Below are 19787 nucleotides of genomic sequence, written 5' to 3'. Positions count from 1 at the left end.
CGTTGAATGCCTGAATGAGGACGCACGAAAGCGCGCTCAGTCGCTGTTGCCGGCGACGATGCCCATTACCGCCATCCGCACGGCGATGCCGAACGTGACCTGGTTGAGGATCACCGATTGCGGACCGTCGGCGACCTGCGAATCGATCTCGACGCCGCGGTTCATCGGGCCCGGGTGCATGACGATCGCGTCGGGCGCGGCGAGCGCGAGGCGCTCGGGCGTCAGGCCCCACGTCTTGAAATACTCCTGCGCCGACGGCAGCAACGCGCCGCTCATTCGTTCGTTCTGCAGGCGCAGCATGATGATCACGTCGACGCCCTTCAGCCCCTCGTCGAGGTTGTGGAACACCTTCACGCCCATCTGCTCGAGGCCGCCCGGCAGCAGCGTGCGCGGGCCGATCGCGCGCACTTCCGGCACGCCGAGCGTGGTGAGCGCGTGGATGTCGGAGCGCGCGACGCGCGAATGCAGGATGTCGCCGACGATCGCCACGCGCAGCTTCGTGAAGTCGCGCTTGTAGTGACGGATCGTGTACATGTCGAGCAGGCCCTGCGTCGGGTGCGCGTGGCGGCCGTCGCCGGCGTTGATCACGTGCACGTGCGGCGCGCAGTGCTCGGCGATCAGGTACGGCGCGCCGCTGGACGCGTGGCGCACGACGAACAGGTCGGCATGCATCGCCGACAGGTTGTTGATCGTGTCGAGCAGCGATTCGCCCTTGCTCGTGGACGACGCATTGATGTTCAGGTTCAGCACGTCGGCCGACAGGCGGGTCGCGGCGATCTCGAAGGTCGTGCGCGTGCGCGTCGAGTTCTCGAAAAACAGGTTGAACACGGACTTGCCGCGCAGCAGCGGCACCTTCTTCACTTCACGGTCCGTCACGCTGACGAACTGCTCGGCCGTATCGAGGATGTGATTGACGATCGAGCGCGGCAGGCCCTCGATCGACAGCAGGTGCTTCAGCTCGCCGTTTTTCGTGAGCTGCGGGTTGCCCTTCAGGAAACCGTAGCGAAACCGGTCGGGGCTCGCGGCCGCCGCGGGATTGCCGGTGCGGCCAGTGGTGTCGGTGGTCATGGTGTGCGTGATTCCAACTATGCAAACGGGCCGCGGTGCAAACCAGCGGCCCGGGATACGGTTCGCGTGTCGTTCAGGCGCCGTGCGACTCGCTGTGGGCCTCGATACGCAGCGTGAAGCGCGCATCGTCGCGCGCGAGCACGAGCGTCGCGTCGGCCGGCACGTCGAGCGTGCCGCCCGCGAAGCGTGCGGCGACCGGCAGCTCGCGGCCGCCGCGATCGGCGAGCACCGCGAGCTCGACCGCGGCCGGACGACCGTAGTCGAACAGCTCGTTGAGCGCCGCGCGCACGGTGCGCCCGGTGTACAGCACGTCGTCGACGAGCACGATGCGCGCGCCGTCGATCTCGAACGGCAGCGACGTCGGGCTGGCCTGGCTGTGCAGCCCCTTCTTCGCGTAGTCGTCGCGATGCAGCGCGACGTTGACGACGCCGAACGCCGGCGCGCCGAGATCGCGCGCGAGGCGCTCGGCGAGCCACGCGCCGCCGCTGTAAATGCCGGCGAGCCGCGGGCCGCCCGGTTCGGCGAACGCCGTGCCGTACGCGGCGCGGATCTGGTCGAGCAGGACGCGGTAAAGCGCCTCGGCGTCAATGGTGCTCATGGTCGGACAATTGATCGAGATACTGTTGAAGGATGACACGCGCGGCTTCGGCATCGAGCATGTCGGCGCGGGCGCGGCCGCGCACGTTGCGCTCGCGCAGCCCGGCCTCGGCCTCGACCGACGAATAGCGCTCGTCGATCCACGTGACGGGCAGCCCGAAGCGGCCGTTCAGCTGGTTGCCGAAGCGCTTCGCCTGCTGCGTCATGTCGTGCGGCGTGCCGTCCGGATGCATCGGCAGGCCCACGACGAGCGCGTCCGGCCGCCATTCAGCCAGCAGGTCGCCGACCGCCTTGAAGCGGTGTTCGCGGTTCAGGTTCTGGATCACGACGAGCGCACGGGCCGAGCGCGTCAGCGCGTTGCCGATCGCGACGCCGATCCGTTTCTCGCCGTAGTCGAACGCCAGGAGCGTCGCATCGCGCGCGCTCGCGCCACTCATGCGTGCCCTGCTTCGCCGGACAGCATCGACGAACTGACGCCGAGCAGGCCGAGCGCGGCTTCGAAGCGCTCCTCGGCCGGCGTGTCGAACACGATGCGCGGATCGGCGGCGACCGTCAGCCAGCCGTTGCGGGAAATTTCTTCCTCGAGCTGCCCGGCGCCCCAGCCCGCATGGCCGAGCGTCAGCAGGAAGCGTTTCGGGCCGTTGCCCGTTGCGACCGCCTCGAGCACGTCCTTCGACGTCGTCATCTCGAGCCCGCCGTCGACGGACATCGACGAGTTGTAGCTCGCGCCCTCGACCGGCTCGTGCAGCACGAAGCCGCGCTCGGTCTGGACCGGGCCGCCGAAGTACACGGGAATGTGCAGTAGCGGCTCGATGTCGAGCTTCAGGTCGATGCGGTTGAACAGTGATTCGAGGTCGATGTCGGTAGGACGGTTGATGACGAGGCCGAGCGCACCGCGCTCGCTGTGATCGCAAAGATAGATCACCGTTCCCGAGAACGTCGGATCGGCCATGTTCGGCATGGCGATCAGGAACTGGTTGGTGAGATTGATGCGATCGGAAGGCTTTGACATGGTTTGAATTTTAGCAAAGACGCCGCGACCTGACCGGGCCGCGATCAACAAGCAACGCCGCGCCGCGCTGGCAACGGCGCGCGCGGATCACACGGCACTCTAACACGCGCGCGGGCGCTGTCGGCAGCGTGTTGCGGGCCCGCGCGGCAAGGGCCGCCGTCGCGTGTTCGCCCCCTTGTTCGTCAGGCCCGGCCGAGGGCCGTGCCGAGCGCTTCGGACGCCGCCGTGAGATCCGGCGGCGCGACGCCGGCCGCGATCTTCAGGAGCGCCGCGCGCAGCATGTCGGACGCGTGGCGGTGCGCATTGAGACCGCCGTCGGCGAGCGGCAGGCCGTGCGCCGCACGGCGCCACGCCAGGCCCAGCGTGTCGGCCAGCAGCGCCGCGTGGCCGAGCCCGAGCGCGCACGCGGCCGTGCCGACCCGGTAGGCGGCGGCGGACGCATGCCATGCGGCGCCGGCGTCGGCCGTGGCCGGGTTGGCCGCCAGGTCGGCCATCGACGCATCGGCGGTCTGCAGGAAATCCTCATAGGCATGCGCGTTGACGGTCACGACGCCGAGCGCGCGCGTGGGCGCGGCGGCGAGCGCATCGTGCTCGGCCCGCGCGGCATCGGCTTCCCACAATGCTTCGGATGCGGGCGTGCCGGCGACGTGCCAGTCGACCGTCAACCCGTAGTCGTGCAGCACGTCGACGAGCGCGACGTCCTCGGCCGCGGCGCCGAACAGCGCGAAATCGCGCCATAGCAGCGCGACCGTTTCCCGCACCAGCTCGGGCGGCGCGCTGCGCCGGCCCTGCGCGTGTTCGCCCAGCAGCAGGTTGATTCGCGCGAGAAAGCGCTTCAGCTCGGGCGCGCCGCTCGCGCGCAGCGCGCGCACGCATGCGGCCGCGAGTCGCCAGAAATCGTACGGTCCGTCGTCGGTGAGCACGGCCAGCATCGCGTCGACTTCGTCGAGCGCCGCGCCCGGCACGCCGTGTTCGGTGCGCAGCACGCCGAGCAGCGCCTGCTCGTAGCGGGCGCGAATCCGGGGCGCGAAGGCGTCGGGCAGCGCACGCAGCGTGGCAGGCGGCACCGCGCGGCCGACCAGCGCGAGCGCATCGAGCGGCGTGCTCGCGCGCAGGTCGGCGGCGCTTTGCGCGCGCAACGCACGGAAATGCTCGAAGAGAATCGGCGAGCACGCGAGCTCGCGCAGGTTGTGGCGCCCGACGGCCGCACGAAAATCGTGCAGCGCCGCGCGCCAGCCGGCCGACGTCGGCTCGGTGGCGACGAGCGGCACGGCGGCCGACAGTTGGCCGGCAAAACGGGCGGCCGGCAGCCAGCCGGCTTCCGCGAGCACGGCCGCGGCCGCCGCAAGCGGCGCCGCGGCATCGTCGCGCCGCTCGAATGCGTCGGCGGCCGCCGCCAGCCACGCGTCGGCCGCGCGTACGGCCCCGCCGCGCGGGTTGGGCAATGCGTCAGGGTGGGGAACGTTCGCCGGATCGGACGTCATGGACACGCGCGCCTGTCATCGTCAAGTCGCTCGCGCGAACCGCGGCGCGCAAGCGCCGGGCCGGTGCGAGGCCTGAGCGGAGTGTCCGTGGGCCAGCGGTCCGATCAGATCTGGACCATCTCGAAGTCTTCCTTGCGGGCGCCGCATTCGGGACACGTCCAGTTGATCGGGACGTCTTCCCAGCGCGTGCCCGGGGCAATGCCCTCTTCCGGCAGCCCGGCTTCTTCGTCGTAAATCCAGCCACAAATCAGGCACATCCAGCTCTTGTATTCCATCTTAAGCCGCGTCGGGGAAAAGTCGGTAAATTCGGGAGCCATGATGGTACCGTGTCGGGGCCGGACTGCCTAGCAATCGCGCTGGAGGACGGCAACTACGTTGCGCTGCGCTAAAAAATCCGTCGTACCGGCCGGATTCCACCGCATAATGGTTGAAAAGTGCGGCCTGCCGGGCAACACAGGGCCGAACAAGCCCATTCGCCTCGCCGTCCGCATCTCCGTCGCTTGTCCGTTTTTCTCTTGCCCCATTTTTACATGTCCAGCAACGCCCCTCCGATCGTCCTCACCTTCGGCCTGTCCGATCCCACCGGCGGCTCCGGCCTCCAAGCCGATCTGATGACCCTGGCGAGCATGGGCTGTCACGGCGTGTCCGTCCTGACCGGCTATACCGTGCGCGACTCGGCCGCCTGCGATGAAGTGACCGGCCTCGACCCCGACGTCGTCGCCGCACAGGCGCGCATGCTGCTCGAGGACATGCCGGTTGCCGCGTTCAAGATCGGCGCGGCGACGCGTGCGGAAGTCGTGAGCGCTATCGCCGAAGTCGTTGCCGACTACGACGGCGTGCCGCTCGTGCTCGCGCCGGACTTCACGCTCGACGACGAACACGTGCTCGCCGCCGACGACCTGCGCGAATCGATCGCCGACCTGCTCGCCCCGCAAACCACGTTGCTGGTGGCCGACCACGCGACGCTGATCGCGCTCGCGCAGCCGGACGGCGATGCCGAGGCGCCGAATCTCGACGCGGCCGTGTCGCACCTGCTGTCGCAGGGCTGCGAATACATCCTGTCGTCGGAAACGGGCTCGCACCGGCTCGTCAATACGCTGTACGGCGAGGAAGGCCAGCTTCGCGAGGACATGTGGGATCGCTCGCCGCACCGGCTGATGGGCATCACCGATACGCTCGGCGCGGCCATCGCGGCGCTGCTCGCGAACGGCCAGGAACCGCCGGAAGCCGTGCGCGAGGCGCAGGAATACCTGTATCAGGCCGTGCGCGACGCGTTCCGGCCCGGCATGGGCGCGTACCTGCCCGACCGGTTCTTCTGGGCGCGCAGCAACGACGAGTCGGACACGCCGCCGGCCGTGAAGGCCGACCTGGTGCCGAGGACGTCGCATCGGCATTGAGTCGCGACGCGGCGGGCCGGTCTCGCCGCCGCACGCCGCGCCGCGTTGACGCGTGACGTATCCGGCCGCCCCGCGCCCGCATCAAACCTCGCACGCATAAAAAAAGACCCGCATCGCTGCGGGTCTTTTCTTTTGGCTGGAACGCGCATCGCTGCGCGCTCCGGACACCGTCGACCGAAGTCGATTACATGTCCATGCCCATGCCGCCCATGCCGCCCGGCATGCCGCCCGGCATCGGTGCGTCTTCCTTCGGCAGTTCCGCGACAGCTGCGTCCGTCGTCAGCAGCAGGCCTGCAACCGAAGCTGCGTTCTGCAGTGCGGTGCGCGTGACCTTGGTCGGGTCGACGACGCCGGCTTCAACCATGTCGACGTACTCGCCCGTTGCTGCGTTGTAGCCGTAGTTGCCCTTGCCTGCAGCAACCGCCGCCACCACGACGCTGGCTTCTTCGCCGCCGTTCGTGACGATCTGGCGCAGCGGCTCTTCCATTGCGCGCAGCACGATCTTGATGCCGGCGTTCTGGTCGGCGTTCGCGCCGGTCAGGCCTGCGATCGCGGTGCGTGCGCGGATCAGCGCAACGCCGCCACCTGCGACGATGCCTTCTTCCACAGCTGCGCGCGTCGCGTGCAGTGCGTCTTCGACACGTGCCTTCTTTTCCTTCATTTCGACTTCGGTCGCAGCACCGACCTTGATCACCGCAACGCCGCCAGCCAGCTTGGCCACGCGCTCTTGCAGCTTTTCACGGTCGTAATCCGACGTCGCTTCTTCGATTTGCGCGCGCACTTGCTTCACGCGTGCTTCGATGCTTGCAGCTTCGCCTGCGCCGTCGATGATCGTCGTGTTTTCCTTGCCCACTTCGATGCGCTTCGCCTGGCCCAGTTCTGCCAGCGTTGCCTTCTCGAGCGTCAGGCCGGTTTCTTCCGCGATGACTTGACCGCCGGTCAGGATCGCGATGTCTTCCAGCATCGCCTTGCGACGATCGCCGAAGCCCGGCGCCTTGACCGCAACGGTCTTCAGGATGCCGCGGATGTTGTTGACGACCAGCGTGGCCAGTGCCTCGCCTTCGACGTCTTCAGCGATGATCAGCAGCGGACGGCCGGCCTTCGCGACTTGCTCGAGCACCGGCAGCAGATCACGGATGTTCGACACCTTCTTGTCGTGCAGCAGCACGAACGGGTTGTCGAGGACGGCGACTTGCTTGTCCGGGTTGTTGATGAAGTACGGCGACAGGTAGCCGCGGTCGAATTGCATGCCTTCGACGACGTCGAGCTCGTCGGCCAGCGACTTGCCGTCTTCGACGGTGATCACGCCTTCCTTGCCGACCTTGTCCATCGCTTCAGCGATGCGATCGCCGATCGACGAGTCGCTGTTCGCCGAGATCGAGCCGACCTGTGCGATTTCCTTGTTGGTCGTGCACGGCTTGCTGATCTTCTTCAGCTCGTCGACAGCCGCTGCGACCGCCTTGTCGATGCCGCGCTTCAGGTCCATCGGGTTCATGCCCGATGCGACGTACTTCATGCCTTCGCGAACGATCGATTGCGCGAGGACGGTTGCCGTCGTCGTGCCGTCGCCTGCGTTGTCGCTGGTCTTGGAAGCGACTTCCTTGACCATTTGCGCGCCCATGTTCTGGAGCTTGTCCTTCAGCTCGATTTCCTTCGCGACCGACACACCGTCCTTGGTGACCGTCGGGCCGCCGAAGCTGCGCTCGAGCACGACGTTGCGGCCCTTCGGACCGAGCGTGACCTTGACTGCGTTGGCGAGAATGTTCACGCCTTCGACCATCTTCGAACGGGCGGAATCGCCGAATACGACGTCTTTAGCTGCCATCTTCTAACTCCTTGAATTCTTGGGAATATGTACCGTCGGAGGACGCTTACTTGGCGTTGACCACGGCCATGATGTCTTCTTCGCGCATGACCAGCAGTTCCTGGCCGTCGACCTTCACGGTCTGACCTGCGTACTTGCCGAACAGGACACGATCGCCGACCTTCACGTCGAGCGCGATCGGGGCGCCCTTGTCGTCGCGCTTGCCCGGGCCGATGGCCAGGACTTCGCCCTGATCCGGCTTTTCAGCAGCGGCGTCGGGGATCACGATGCCCGAGGCGGTCTTGGTTTCCTGATCCAGGCGCTTGACGATCACGCGATCGTGCAAAGGACGAAGGTTCATATTCACTCCTCTCTTGACTGAGATTGAAGAACGCTTAGGGAAGCTGCCCGGCTTGGCGCCCGGCAGAGAATTGTTAGCACTCTCGTGCAGCGAGTGCTAATTATATGGACGGGTTTTGACAAATTCAAGAAGGGAAACCGGAGGAATTTTCGGGGCGGCGACGCGGCGGGAAAAACGGACAAAAACAACAAAAACCCCTTTTAAAACAAAGCGATGAAGAATGTAGCCGCCCCGGCAGGCAGGCCCGTGCGGCCCGCTGACCCCATCCAGCCCCGTTTGGACACCGGGTAAGCCCGGAGTTCCTGGAACCGGCGACATCGCATCAAAAAAACCGTGCGGGCGTCGATTTCGTCTGCCGCGACGTGCTCGCTGGCCGGCATCGCCGGGCCGGTTTCACGCGTCGGCGCAGTCCGCGCCGGGCAGCGGCCGGAAGGTCCGGCCGTCGGTCTCGACGATCGCGCCCAGCCGGCGCGCGAGTCCCTTCGCGCCTTCGCGCATCACGACGTCGTGGTTCCATCGGAACAGCGGCCGCGCGAGCGGCTCCAGCCAGTTCATCCAGCCGTGCGTGCGGATGTGCCAGTCGTAGCGCACGACGGTGCGCGCGCCGTCGGCGGCGAACGACCAGCAGCCGTCGCCCTCGATCGCACCGCTCGCATGGCCTTCGAGCGCATGCGGCCGCTCGACGCGCCGCACGCGCATGTCGAAGGTCAACCGGTACGGCAGCGCGCCCTTCCAGGTATACCGGTGCAACGCGCCGACGCCGCGCGCGTCGCCAGGCTCGAGCTCGACGGTGCGCACGGCGCCCTTCCACCAATCGGGCCAGCGATCGACCTGGTAGATCGCGTCCCAGACCGCCGCGAGCGGCGCATCCACCCGCCAGGTCGTCGAAAACCGGTACTCCGCCATGCAGCCTCCGGCATGCGCGTCAGGAACGCGGCTCGGCGCGCCGTCAGGGCGCGAAGAAACGCTCGGGAAACGCGACGTCGATCTCCACGTCGTCGAGCGTCACGGTTTCGAGCGGCACGTCGTCGTCGCCGGCATAGCTGACGACCTTCAGCGGAAAACCGTCCGCGGCGTCGAGCCACAACCGGTAGCGGTGCACGCCGTCGACCGCGTGCGCGGGCGCGCCCGTGACCAGCACGCGCTGCGCGGTCCGGCCGCCGACGGCCTCCTCGCCTTCGGTCACCGTCGCACCGCCCTGCTGCAGCGCATGAACGTTGCGCAGCAATTCGCCGACGTCCGAGCGGTCGACCCGGTGGCCGGTGCGGTCGCGCACGAGCGGATTGGACGGCGACAGCGTCAGCGCGGGCGGCGCATGCGTGCCGAACGGGCGCAGCCTGACCTTGCCGTCGCCGGGATCGTACGCGAGCACCGCGCCGCGATGCGGCGACACGAAATCCATCCGGACGAAGCCCGGCTTCAGGTACGCGTAACGGATTTCGGTGCGCTCGCCGTCGCGCGCCGACGAGCGGATCGTCGCGCGGTACGAGCGGACGTGGTCGAAATGCGCCTGCGCGACGGTCACGGGATCGGCTGTCATGCTCGCTCCTATCAGGCTCGCGGCCAGCAACGCGGCGATCACGGCGCCGCCTCGACTTCGAGCACGCCTTCCATCCCGCGCTCGCGATGGCTGCTGAAAAACAGCAGCCGGTGCGTGCAATAGTAGGCGAATCGCCCCGGCTGCACCGGCGTGAAACGAAACGTCCTCGGCGTCGTGCCGAGCTCGGTGCGTACCGCGATGCCGGCCTGCGGCGCGTCGATTTCGAAACTGTGCGGCACCACGCCGGGCTCGGCCGACACGGTCAGTTCGACCGGCGCGTGCGCGCGGACGATCACGCGATTCGGCCGGAAGAAATAACTGCCGCCGACGATCGTCACGCGCTGCACACCGTCCGCGTCGACCGGCACGCGCACGGGCGTGTCGCCATCCGCCTGCGCAAGCACCGTGCCCGCGGCGAACACCGCGAGCACGAGCGCCTTCATCATCGTCATCTTCATCGCCTGCTCCCCGCGGGCGCCGTGCGTCATCCTTTCCACGCGTCGGTCGGCCCGCCCAGCGCACCGCATGCGTCGATCGCGAGTTCGCGCAGACGCCGTTCGTCGCCACGGCCGGACAGCGCATAACCCATGCCGCGATCCGACCAGAAATACGTGTAGCGGCCGTCGGCCGACAGCGCCTGCGGCGCGAGACGCCGCGCGTCGTATGCGGTCATGTACAGCGTCACGCGTGCGCCGTCCGCGCGCTGGTACATGAGCTGCGCGGCCGGCCCCGCGTCGCCTGGCAGCAGCCGGCCGCCGAGCAGCGCGTAACCGTATTCGTCCAGCGACGGTGCGCGCACCGGCCGGCCGACGCGCGCCGACAACCACGCGGCGAGACGCTCGGGATCGGTCGCACCGACTTCCACCGGATGCTCGCGGTCGGCCGCGTACACGGCGTAGGCGACATCGGCGCGCGCGACGAACGCCGGTTCGCGGCCGAACGCCGCCCAGCCCGCATGCAGCGCGACACCGATCAGCAGCCCGGCCGCCAGCCCCGCGAACGCGTGCGCGACGGCGCGCCAGCGCGGCGCGCGGCGCTGCACGAACAACGCGGGCGCCGCGCCCGGCAGCGGAAACAGCGCCTTCAGCGCATCGCGCTGTGCGCGGTAATGCGCGAATCGCTCGGCTTCCTGCGGATCGGCCTGCAGGCGCGCGAGCATCTCGCGCCGCTCGTGCCCGGACAGTTCGCCGTCCAGCAGCGCGGACAGCAGTTGCGCCGACGCATCGTCTTCCTGCTCGTTCGAAGGCTTGCGCGGATCGTCCATCATGGCTTCCCGATCACCCGTAACGTGGCCGCGCCGTGCGTCGACGGCGCGTCCGACAGCAACGCGCGCATCTGCGCGCGCGCCCGCGCGAGCCGCGACATCACCGTGCCCACCGGCACGCCGAGCACCTGCGCGGCATCGCGATAGCTCAACTCCTCCAGCGCGACCAGCAGCAGCACCTCGCGCTGTTCGACCGGCAGCCGGTACAGCGCGCGCTGCACGTCGCGCAACTCCAGCCCGCCGACCTCGCCGGCCGGCGCGGCCATCGTCTGCCACGGCGCCGTCGCGTCGTCGACCGCGATCTCGTGCCGCGCGCGCAACTGATCGATGAAGCGGTGCCGCAACAGCGTCAGCAACCATGCGCGCAGGTTGCCGCCGTCGCGCGGCGGCCGGTTCAGCGCACGCTCGAGCGTGTCCTGCACGAGATCGTCGGCCCACGCACGCTCGCCCGTCAGCGCACGCGCATAGCGCGTGAGATGCGGAAGCCATACCAGCAGGTCCGATTCATAGCTCATCGGGACGCCTCGCGCGTCGCCGCGCGGTCACGGTCACGGTCACGCCACGGCCACGGTCACGGCCGCGCGACGTGCCACATGCCGCCGATTCCGTCGCCGCCCGCGTCGCCGGCCTTGTGGTCCATCTTCCAGCGATACAGCGGGCGGCCGCGGTATGCCCATTGCTTTTTGCCGTCGTCGCGGGCGACGAGGCTCAGTTCGCCCGACGCCTTGCCGTACGCGTCGGCGAGCGCGGGCGGCCAATTGGCCGCGCAGGTGCCGTCGCACATGCTCTTGCCCGGCGCATCGCGATCGAACACGTACAGCGTCATGTGCGCTTCGTCGACCAGTTTCCCGTCGCCGACCCGGGGCGGTTCCGCAGCCGCCGGCCGCACGATCGCCGCCGTCAGCGCGGCAGCGAAGAGCATCCGTTTCATTCCCGTTCTCCTTGGCGTCGTGTCGCGACACGGCGCCGCCGAACGGGACGATCGGCTTCGTCGCGATCATTATCCCGCCGGCCGGCTGTGCCGGAACTCGGTATGTAAACGGACGGCGGCGGCCGGTTATTCCATGCGGCGGCGCGACGACGAGCGGTGGCGGCCATTCATGCGACGAAAGAACGCCGGACGCGTGAAGGTCTTTCTTGTCGACTACGCAGATCGTTTTCGACAACGCGCATTTCGAAACACGCGCGTTGCCACCGGCGCGTGCCGGCGGCCGACGCCGCATCGGCGTGCGGCCGGTTCAGCCGAAACGTGCGGGCCGATACGGACGGGGATCGATATAAGTCGGCGCACCGGTCATCATTTCGGCGAGCAGGCGGCCGGTCGCGGGCCCAAGCGTGAGCCCGTGATGGCAGTGGCCGAACGCGAACCACAAATGGCGATGGCGCGGCGCGGGCCCGATCACCGGACGCATGTCGGGCGTGCACGGCCGCATCCCGAGCCACGGTTCCGGATCGAGCCGCTCGCCGATGCCGAACGCGTCGCGCGCCAGCGGTTCGGCGCGCGCGAGTTGCACGCCGGTCGGCGGCGCGTCGCGCGGCGCGATCTCGACGCCCGTCGTGAGCCGCAAGCGACCGCCCTCCATCGGCGCGACGACGAAACCGGCCTCGGTATCGCACACGGGCACGTTCAGCGGCGTGCGCGTCGGCCGGTAATGCATGTGATAGCCGCGCTTCGCGCGCAGCGGAATCCGGTAGCCGAGCGGCGCGAATACCTGATCGGACCACGGCCCGAGCGCGACCACGGCCGAACGCGCCGAGATCGGCCCGTGTTCGGATCGAACCTGCCAGCCGCCATCCACTTGCACGAGCGTCGTTGCGTCGCCGTGCACGAACGTGCCGCCGTCGCGCTCGAACAGCCGCGCATAGGCCTTGGTCAGCCCGCCCGGGCTCGACACGGTCTTCGGGTCCTGCCAGTGGAAGGCGCCGCAGAACGCGTCGCCGATACCGGGCTCGCGCGCGCGCAGCGCATGCGCGTCGAGCACGGTCATCCGCAGCCCGTGCGCGGCGGCGACCTGCTGCTGCGCGCGCGCTTGCGCGTCGAACAGCGCGGGCGAACGGAACGCCTCGATCCATCCGCCGTCGTGCACGAGCGGCTGCGCGTCGGTGCGCGCGAGCAGCGCATCGTGCTCGACGACGCTCGCCGCGACGAGCGGCAGCAGGTCGCGCGCGGCGGCCGCGAGCCGCCGCGGCGACGATTCGCGCCAGAAGCGCGCGAGCCAGCCCGCATACGCCGGCAGCGCGCGGGCGTCCCAATAGAGGTCGACCGAACGGTTGCGCGCGTAGCGCAGCAGCGTGCCGAGCCGGCGCGGAAACGCATACGGCACGACCGACGAGCGCTCGATCAGCCCCGCATTGCCGTGGCTGGTTTCCTCGCCGGGCGCGCGCCGGTCGACGAGCGCGACGCGCAGCCCGCGATCCTGCAGATGCAGCGCCGACGACACGCCGACGATGCCGGCCCCCAGAACAATGACGTCGAAATCCATGGTTCCCCGCACTGCGTCGAGATGGGATGCGCCGTGCGCCGGCCCCGCGGCCGGCACGCGGCAGCGCTCACTTCGCGATGATGTCGCGCTTGAAGTACTTCTGCGACAGCGCGCTCAGCGTGCCGTCCTGCTTCAGCGCATCGAGCGCGCCGACGATCTTCGCCTGCAGCGCCTTGTCGTTCTTGCGCATCCCGAAGCCGGTGCCTTCGCCGAGCGTCGCCGGATCCTTCAGCGGCTCGCCGACGATCCGGTAGTCGCGGCCGGCGGGCTTGTCGAGAAACCCGTCCTGCGCGGTCTGCGCTTCCTGCACGGCCGCGTCGAGACGCCCCGCGACGAGATCGGCGTAGATCTGGTCCTGATCCTGATACGACACGACGGCCACGCCCGCATTGGCCCAGTGCGCCTTCAGGAAATCCTCCTGCGACGAGCCCTGCAGCACACCGACGTGCTTGCCGCGCAGGCTCGCGACGTCGGGCTTCAACGGCGAGCCGCGCTTCGCGACCATCACGATCGGCACCACGTAGATCGCCGGCGTGAAGTCGATGCTTTGCTTGCGCTTCGCGGTGATGTTCATCGCCGAGTTGATCGCGTCGAACTTGCGCGCCTGCAGCGCCGGGATCAGCCCGTCGAACGCATTCTCGACCCACACGCACTTCATGTTCAGCTTCGCGCATACCGCGTTGCCGACGTCGACGTCGAAACCCTGCAGCTGACCGGCCGGCGTCTTGCTCTCGAACGGCGGATAGGCGGCTTCGATCCCGAAGCGCAACGTGGTCTGTTCCGCATGAGCGGTGACGACCGCGCACGCGAGCGCCGCAGCGGCGCAGAGGGAAAGTTTCCAGTTCATGACGGTCCTTCCGTTCTGGAGTGAGGCGATGAAGATTGGTCGCGCGCCGGGTCGGCATTCGACGCAGGCGGCTGCATGCCAAGGTGTCGGGTCCTGCACGCGAAATATAGACTAAAAGTCTACTGTAGACTATAGGGGATACGAGAAGATCACCGTGTCGCTCGATATCCAAATTTCGTCGATCACGCAAAATACCGTTGAGTCCATGACGTTTTTCATGAGTCCGGCCCCACCACGACGTCTCGAAAAGAAAAATCATCCCGGTTTCGTTTGTCTATATTAGACTTTTAATCCACAACAAACCCCGCCGGACACCGTCTTTCGAGACTTTCTGTCCAGCCCGCACCGGAGATGTCCCGATGACGCAAACCGTCCCCACCCTGCCGCTGACCGTCGACGAAGCCGCAGTGCGCGCGGCGCTGCCGTCGCTCGACGTGCTCGGCACGCTGCGCCGCATGTTCGCGTCGCTCGCCGCGGCGCGCGCGGTGCAGCCGCCGCAGACGCTCACGCTGTTTCCCGACCAGGCCGGCGACTTCATCACGTATCTCGGCGCGCTCGCCGATGCGCAGGTATTCGGCGCGAAGCTGTCGCCGTACATCGTGACGGGCGGCAAACCCGTCGTCACCGCATGGACCGCATTGATGTCGATGCAAACCGGCCAGCCGCTGATGTGGTGCGACGCGGGGCTGCTGACCGTCGAACGCACGGCCGGCACGACGGCGCTCGCGGTCGACTGCCTCGCGCCGCGCGACGCGCGTCGTCTGGCGATCGTCGGCGCGGGCGCGGTCGGCCTCGCACACCTGCGGCACACGGCGGCGCTGCGCGACTGGGACTCGATCCGCGTGTACTCGCCCGCGCTGGCCGGCGATGCGGCGCTGCAGGCGAGCCTCGCCGCGCTCGACCCGCGCGCCCGCGCGGCGGCGAGCGTCGAGACGTGCGTGCGCGACGCGGACGTGGTGATGCTGTGCACGTCGTCGGGCACGCCCGTGCTCGGCGACGGGATGCTCACGCGCCCCGCGCTCGTCACGTCGATCAGCACGAACGTCGCGCGCGCACACGAAATCCCGCCCGCGTGGCTGCCGGACATGGACGTCTACTGCGACTACCGGCACACGACGCCCGCGAGCGCCGGCGAAATGCAGATCGCGACGGCCGAGTACGGCTGGGATGCCGGCCGGATCGTCGGCGACCTGCCCGCGCTCGTCGCCGGCACCTGCGCGGCGCCGTCGCGCACGCGTCACGCGTTGTTCCGCTCGATCGGCCTCGGACTCGAGGACATCGCGATCGCGCACGCGCTGTACACGCATCTGACGCGCGGATGAGCGCCCCGCGCGCGCGGGGCCGATACAATGGCGCAACCGCCGCGGCGGCCGCGCGCGGGCGCACGGGCATGCCGGCCGACGGTGCGCCGGCCCGCCGGCCCGACACGCTGCCCGGCTCCCGCCCACCCGAGATCGCGATACCGATGCGCAAGAAGAAATCTCCCGTCAAAGACCTGCTGCTCACCCGCTATGCGCCGATCGCCGACGGTATCGCCGCGCTGTTCTTTCCGTACGCGGAAGTCGTGATCCACGACCTGCACGACCAGACCGTGCTGTATCTGGCGAACAACCTGTCGAAGCGCGAAGTCGGCGACGATTCCGCGCTCGAGGAAATCGATCATTCGGCGCGCGAGCGCGTGATCGGCCCGTACGAGAAGCTGAACTGGGACGGCCGACGGATGCGCTGCGTGAGCAACGTGCTGTTCGACGACGAAGGCCGCCCGGCCGGGATGATGTGCATCAACTTCAACATCGCGGTGTTCGACGAGGTGCGCGCGACGCTCGACCTGTTCATCAAGGGCGCGGGCGTCGTCGCACAGCCCGACGAACTGTTCCGCGACGACTGGCAGGAGCGCATCAACACGTTCCTGCACGGCTGGCTACGCGAGCGGCAGGTCGGGCTGAACGGGCTCACGCGCGAGCATCGACGCGAACTCGTCGAGGCGCTGTACGCGGAAGGCGCGTTTCGGGGCAAGAGCGCGGCGAACTACGTCGCGAACGTGCTCGGGATGGGGCGCGCGACGGTCTACAAGCATCTGAAGCATCTGAAGGAAACGCAGGGCGACGCCTGAGCGCGCAGCGGCGGCCGCAAGGACGGTCGGGCCCGGCCATCGGCACCGGGCGACCGTTTCCGCGTCGACGCTTCGCGATACGCGGGCGCGGCTGCATGCCGCACGGGCTGCGGACGACGGAGCCCGGAAGCATAAAATGATATAGTCTCGGTTACACTTTTTTTTGCCGTCCCCGGACCGCCCATGACGACCGCTCCCGCCCCGACCGACCGCCCGACCCTGACCGTCGAAATCTGGTCCGACCTGATCTGCCCGTGGTGCTGGATCGGCAAGCGCCGCTTCGACGAGGCGCTGGCCGCGTTCGCGCACGCCGATCGCGTCGACGTCGTGCTGCGCGCGTACCGGCTGATGCCCGGCCAGCCCGTCGAGCCGGTCGAAGCGATGCTCGCGAGCAAGTACAGGATGGCGCCCGCGCAGGTCGACCAGATGCTGCGCCAGGTGACCGACGCGGCCGCGAGCGTCGGGCTGCGCTACGACCTGCCCGGCACGCTGGTCGGCGACACGCTCGACGGCCACCGGCTCGTGAAGCTCGCGCAAGCGACGGGCCGCGCGCATGCGCTGACCGAGCGCCTGTATCGCGCGTATTTCTGCGAGCACGGCTCGCTGTTCGATCATGCCGAACTGACCGAATTCGCGGTCGAAGCCGGGCTCGAGCGCTCGGCCGTCGAAGCCGTACTGCGCAGCGACGCGTACCGCGACGAAGTCGACGCCGACATCGCGCGCGCCGCGCGGATCGGCGGGCGCGGCGTGCCGCTGTTCGTGTTCGGCGGCCGCTACGCGGTATCGGGCGCGCAGCCGGCCGACGCGTTCGCGCAAGCACTCGATCAGGCGTGGCGCGACGGCATCGTCGAACTCGGCGACGGCGATGCAGCCGCCTGCGGCCCCGACGGCTGCGAACTGCCGGCGCGCGCGTAACGCGCATCCCGCTTCACGCGCGCCGGGCCACGCGCGCCACTACGCGACGCTCCTGCCACAAACCGGCAGGAGGCCCGTGCCGGTGGCGTCTACAATGCATCCTTCCCTATAACGACTAGAAGGCTGCGAGCCCATGACCCACGGGATACACGGCGAGAAGCGCTGGTATGCGCTGATCGTGCTCTGCCTCGGCGTGCTGATGATCGTGCTCGACAGCACGATCGTGAACGTGGCGCTGCCGTCGATCAGCACCGACCTCCACTTCACCGAAACGGCCCTCGTGTGGGTCGTCAATGCATACCTGCTGACGTTCGGCGGCTGCCTGCTGCTCGGCGGCCGGCTCGGCGACCTGTACGGACAGCGGCGCATGTTTCTCGCGGGCCTCGTCGTGTTCACGCTCGCGTCGCTCGCCTGCGGGCTCGCGCAATCGCAGGCGATGCTGATCGCCGCGCGCGCGGTGCAGGGGCTCGGCGGCGCGGTCGTGTCGGCCGTCTCGCTGTCGCTGATCATGAACCTGTTCACCGAGCCCGGCGAACGCGCTCGCGCGATGGGCGTCTACGGCTTCGTGTGCGCGGGCGGCGGCAGCATCGGCGTGCTGCTCGGCGGACTGCTGACGAGCTCGCTGTCGTGGCACTGGATCTTCCTCGTCAACCTGCCGATCGGCGTCGCGGTCTACGCGATGTGCGCCGCGCTGCTGCCGCGCATGCGCGCGCCGGCCGGCGCCGCGCGGCTCGACTTCGCGGGCGCGATCACGGTGACGGCATCGCTGATGCTGGCCGTCTACGGGATCGTCGGCGGCAACGAGGCCGGCTGGCTGTCGACGCAAACCGTCGCGTTGATCGGCGCGGCCGGCGTGCTGCTGGCGCTGTTCATCGCGATCGAGTCGCGTGCCGCGCACCCGCTGATGCCGCTCACGCTGTTCGCCGCGCGCAACGTCGCGCTCGCGAACGCGATCGCCGTGCTGTGGGCGGCCGCGATGTTCGCGTGGTTCTTCCTGTCCGCGCTGTACATGCAGCGCGTGCTCGGCTACGGGCCGCTGCAGGTCGGCCTCGCGTTCCTGCCGGCGAACCTGATCATGGCCGCGTTCTCGCTCGGGCTGTCGGCGCGGATCGTGATGCGCTTCGGGATCCGCGGCCCGATCGCCGCCGGCCTGCTGATCGCCGCGTGCGGCCTTGCGCTGTTCTCGCGCGCGCCGGTCGACGGCGGTTTCGTATGGCACGTGCTGCCCGGCATGACGCTGCTGGGCATCGGTGCCGGCGTCGCGTTCAATCCGGTGCTGCTCGCCGCGATGAGCGACGTCGACCCGGCCGATTCCGGGCTCGCGTCGGGCATCGTCAACACCGCGTTCATGATGGGTGGCGCGCTCGGGCTCGCGGTCCTCGCGAGTCTCGCCGGCGCCCGCACCGATGCGCTCGCGGCAGCGCAAGCGACGCCGCTCGACGCGCTGAACGGCGGCTACCACGCGGCCTTCGCGTTCGGCGCGGTGTTTGCGGCCGTGGCCGCGCTGACCGGTTTGGCGCTGCGCATCCGGCCGCCACGCGCGGTCGAAGGCGCCGGGCCCGCGATGCACTGACCGTCGACGGGGGGCCGGAACCGGCATCGCGTCGGGGCGCGCATTGTCGCGCCCTTTCTTATGCAGGCCGGATACACGGCGTCCGCCCCCGATTCGTCATCGCTTTCAGGCCGGTCGCCATTCTCGGCCCCGCTTCCATTCAAACGCCCGTTTTACGTCCCGCCGGTCGCCTACCGGGCCGACCTTCCCGGCCGATTTTTAACGCGGTCGTACATTGACGCGCCACTTTTGCGACAATGGCGGACTTTGATGCGCGCTACGGCCGCGCGCCGCCGCCGAACGCCACATAACCGCCTGCCTCCGATGTCGCTTCCCCATATCGATCTGCTGTACTCGCTGTCCGGCCTGTTCGTCGGCATTCTCGTCGGCCTGACGGGCGTCGGCGGCGGTTCGTTGATGACGCCGATCCTCGTGCTGCTGTTCGGCGTCCACCCGGCGACGGCCGTGGGCACGGACCTGCTGTACGCGGCCGCGACCAAGGCCACCGGCACGCTCGTCCACGGCCTGAAAGGCTCGGTCGACTGGCGCATCACGGGCCGGCTCGCGGTGGGCAGCGTACCGGCCGCGGCGCTCACGCTGTGGTGGCTGCACACGCACGGGATGAACACGCCGGGCACCGCGCGGATGATCCAGCTCGTGCTCGGTGTCGCGCTGCTGCTCACGTCGCTCGCGCTGATCTTCCGCCCTCAGCTCACGGCATTCGCCGCGCGCAACCCGCTCACGCCGAACCCCGCGCGCACGCTGTGGTCGACCGTGCTGACGGGCGCCGTGCTCGGCGTGCTCGTGTCGATGACGTCGGTCGGCGCCGGCGCGATCGGCGTGACCGTGCTCCTGCTGCTGTATCCGCTGCTGGCGACCACCCGCATCGTCGGTTCCGACATCGCGCATGCGGTGCCGCTCACGCTGGTCGCGGGCATGGGCCACTGGCTGCTCGGCTCGGTCGACTGGTCGATGCTGCTGTCGCTGCTGCTCGGTTCGCTGCCGGGCATCGTGATCGGCAGCCTGCTGTCGGCGCGCGCGCCCGAGCGGCTGCTGCGCAACCTGCTCGCGTCGACCCTGGTCGCGGTCGGCGTGCGGCTCGTGCTGGCGTAAGCGGGCGCCTCGCGTCCGGTGACAAACGCCGCCGTCGGCGCATGCATCCACTCATCCTCAATAGAGGGCCTTTCGTCCCTGTTTTGAGGATTAAGGAAGCCATCCCCTGCGACTTCCGGGCGACGCCCCCTCCGACACAAAAATGCCCCCGGAGTCCACGACTCTCGGGGGCATCCTGAGGAACGACAGCCACACCCTCCACGCACACGCCCCGCAACGTCGGGACGCATGCGCGAG

Annotated in this window: 22 protein-coding genes; 6 read left to right on the top strand and 16 right to left on the bottom strand. The window is 68.9% G+C overall.

Going from position 1 to position 19787, the window contains the following annotated elements:
• Positions 1 to 36: 36 nt before the first annotated feature.
• From CFB81_RS03930 to CFB81_RS03905, 6 genes are all read right to left on the bottom strand, one after another.
• On the bottom strand, positions 37 to 1068 hold the full coding sequence (locus CFB81_RS03930; protein ID WP_006476735.1) for an aspartate carbamoyltransferase catalytic subunit: 1032 nt from the start codon (positions 1066 to 1068) through the stop codon (positions 37 to 39).
• A gap of 73 nt (positions 1069 to 1141) precedes the next feature.
• A complete protein-coding gene (gene pyrR / locus CFB81_RS03925; protein WP_023475283.1) occupies positions 1142 to 1666 on the bottom strand; it encodes a bifunctional pyr operon transcriptional regulator/uracil phosphoribosyltransferase PyrR in 525 nt (174 codons plus the stop codon).
• Positions 1653 to 2102: a Holliday junction resolvase RuvX gene (gene ruvX / locus CFB81_RS03920; protein ID WP_089434620.1), complete on the bottom strand. Its 450-nt coding sequence runs from the start codon at positions 2100 to 2102 to the stop codon at positions 1653 to 1655. Before ruvX ends, pyrR begins: the two co-directional genes overlap by 14 nt.
• Positions 2099 to 2677 (bottom strand): YqgE/AlgH family protein, encoded by a 579-nt coding sequence (locus CFB81_RS03915; protein ID WP_069621202.1) that lies wholly within the window; start codon positions 2675 to 2677, stop codon positions 2099 to 2101. The genes ruvX and CFB81_RS03915 overlap by 4 nt, the downstream gene beginning before the upstream one ends.
• A 182-nt stretch (positions 2678 to 2859) precedes the next feature.
• Entirely contained in the window at positions 2860 to 4161 is a 1302-nt protein-coding gene (locus tag CFB81_RS03910; protein ID WP_089435320.1) for a hypothetical protein, read from the bottom strand.
• A gap of 104 nt (positions 4162 to 4265) precedes the next feature.
• Complete coding sequence (locus CFB81_RS03905) at positions 4266 to 4436, bottom strand: rubredoxin (protein ID WP_004186709.1); 171 nt, start codon at positions 4434 to 4436, stop codon at positions 4266 to 4268.
• Between the two features lie 255 nt (positions 4437 to 4691).
• On the opposite strand from CFB81_RS03905, the gene CFB81_RS03900 reads away from it, so the two are divergent.
• Positions 4692 to 5558, top strand: coding sequence for a hydroxymethylpyrimidine/phosphomethylpyrimidine kinase (locus CFB81_RS03900; RefSeq protein WP_050011689.1), 867 nt, complete (start codon positions 4692 to 4694; stop codon positions 5556 to 5558).
• A gap of 184 nt (positions 5559 to 5742) precedes the next feature.
• Here the strand turns inward: CFB81_RS03900 and groL are convergent, their stop codons facing one another.
• The 10 genes from groL to CFB81_RS03850 all read right to left on the bottom strand — a co-directional run bounded on the left by groL (position 5743) and on the right by CFB81_RS03850 (position 13857).
• Positions 5743 to 7383 carry a chaperonin GroEL gene (gene groL / locus CFB81_RS03895; RefSeq protein ID WP_069621205.1) on the bottom strand — a complete coding sequence of 547 codons (1641 nt, stop codon included), beginning with the start codon at positions 7381 to 7383 and terminating at the stop codon, positions 5743 to 5745.
• Positions 7384 to 7429: 46 nt separating this feature from the next.
• Positions 7430 to 7723, bottom strand: a complete 294-nt coding sequence (groES, locus tag CFB81_RS03890) for a co-chaperone GroES (protein ID WP_004186661.1) — start codon at positions 7721 to 7723, stop codon at positions 7430 to 7432.
• 393 nt (positions 7724 to 8116) lie between these two features.
• Complete coding sequence (locus CFB81_RS03885; protein ID WP_089434618.1) at positions 8117 to 8629, bottom strand: SRPBCC family protein; 513 nt, start codon at positions 8627 to 8629, stop codon at positions 8117 to 8119.
• A gap of 43 nt (positions 8630 to 8672) precedes the next feature.
• Positions 8673 to 9305, bottom strand: coding sequence for a DUF1571 domain-containing protein (locus CFB81_RS03880; RefSeq protein ID WP_089434617.1), 633 nt, complete (start codon positions 9303 to 9305; stop codon positions 8673 to 8675).
• Positions 9302 to 9721 (bottom strand): quinol oxidase, encoded by a 420-nt coding sequence (locus CFB81_RS03875; protein WP_089435319.1) that lies wholly within the window; start codon positions 9719 to 9721, stop codon positions 9302 to 9304. The genes CFB81_RS03880 and CFB81_RS03875 overlap by 4 nt, the downstream gene beginning before the upstream one ends.
• Before the next feature lie 26 nt (positions 9722 to 9747).
• Positions 9748 to 10530 carry an anti-sigma factor gene (locus CFB81_RS03870; protein ID WP_069621209.1) on the bottom strand — a complete coding sequence of 261 codons (783 nt, stop codon included), beginning with the start codon at positions 10528 to 10530 and terminating at the stop codon, positions 9748 to 9750.
• Positions 10527 to 11042, bottom strand: a complete 516-nt coding sequence (locus CFB81_RS03865; protein WP_069621210.1) for a sigma-70 family RNA polymerase sigma factor — start codon at positions 11040 to 11042, stop codon at positions 10527 to 10529. Before CFB81_RS03865 ends, CFB81_RS03870 begins: the two co-directional genes overlap by 4 nt.
• 56 nt (positions 11043 to 11098) lie before the next feature.
• A complete protein-coding gene (locus CFB81_RS03860) occupies positions 11099 to 11458 on the bottom strand; it encodes a hypothetical protein (RefSeq protein ID WP_089434616.1) in 360 nt (119 codons plus the stop codon).
• 307 nt (positions 11459 to 11765) lie between these two features.
• Positions 11766 to 13010, bottom strand: a complete 1245-nt coding sequence (locus CFB81_RS03855; protein WP_089434615.1) for an FAD-binding oxidoreductase — start codon at positions 13008 to 13010, stop codon at positions 11766 to 11768.
• A 67-nt stretch (positions 13011 to 13077) separates the two neighbouring features.
• On the bottom strand, positions 13078 to 13857 hold the full coding sequence (locus tag CFB81_RS03850) for an ABC transporter substrate-binding protein (protein WP_069621213.1): 780 nt from the start codon (positions 13855 to 13857) through the stop codon (positions 13078 to 13080).
• Positions 13858 to 14216: 359 nt separating this feature from the next.
• Between CFB81_RS03850 and CFB81_RS03845 the strand changes: the two genes are divergently transcribed.
• The 5 genes from CFB81_RS03845 to CFB81_RS03825 all read left to right on the top strand — a co-directional run bounded on the left by CFB81_RS03845 (position 14217) and on the right by CFB81_RS03825 (position 19550).
• Positions 14217 to 15179: an ornithine cyclodeaminase family protein gene (locus CFB81_RS03845; RefSeq protein WP_089434614.1), complete on the top strand. Its 963-nt coding sequence runs from the start codon at positions 14217 to 14219 to the stop codon at positions 15177 to 15179.
• Positions 15176 to 15970, top strand: coding sequence for a transcriptional regulator (locus tag CFB81_RS03840; RefSeq protein WP_069621215.1), 795 nt, complete (start codon positions 15176 to 15178; stop codon positions 15968 to 15970). The genes CFB81_RS03845 and CFB81_RS03840 overlap by 4 nt, the downstream gene beginning before the upstream one ends.
• Before the next feature lie 183 nt (positions 15971 to 16153).
• The gene (locus tag CFB81_RS03835; RefSeq protein ID WP_089434613.1) at positions 16154 to 16885 is read left to right on the top strand and encodes a DsbA family oxidoreductase; all 732 of its coding nucleotides are present in this window, start codon (positions 16154 to 16156) and stop codon (positions 16883 to 16885) included.
• A 133-nt stretch (positions 16886 to 17018) separates the two neighbouring features.
• The gene (locus CFB81_RS03830; RefSeq protein WP_069621217.1) at positions 17019 to 18458 is read left to right on the top strand and encodes a DHA2 family efflux MFS transporter permease subunit; all 1440 of its coding nucleotides are present in this window, start codon (positions 17019 to 17021) and stop codon (positions 18456 to 18458) included.
• 303 nt (positions 18459 to 18761) lie between these two features.
• Positions 18762 to 19550 carry a sulfite exporter TauE/SafE family protein gene (locus CFB81_RS03825; RefSeq protein WP_069621218.1) on the top strand — a complete coding sequence of 263 codons (789 nt, stop codon included), beginning with the start codon at positions 18762 to 18764 and terminating at the stop codon, positions 19548 to 19550.
• Positions 19551 to 19787 lie beyond the last annotated feature (237 nt).

The organism is Burkholderia sp. AU28863 (assembly GCF_002223195.1).
Taxonomy (GTDB): Bacteria; Pseudomonadota; Gammaproteobacteria; order Burkholderiales; family Burkholderiaceae; genus Burkholderia; species Burkholderia sola.
Note: the sequence above shows the minus strand (reverse complement) of the source record. Positions and strands in the feature narration are given on the sequence as shown.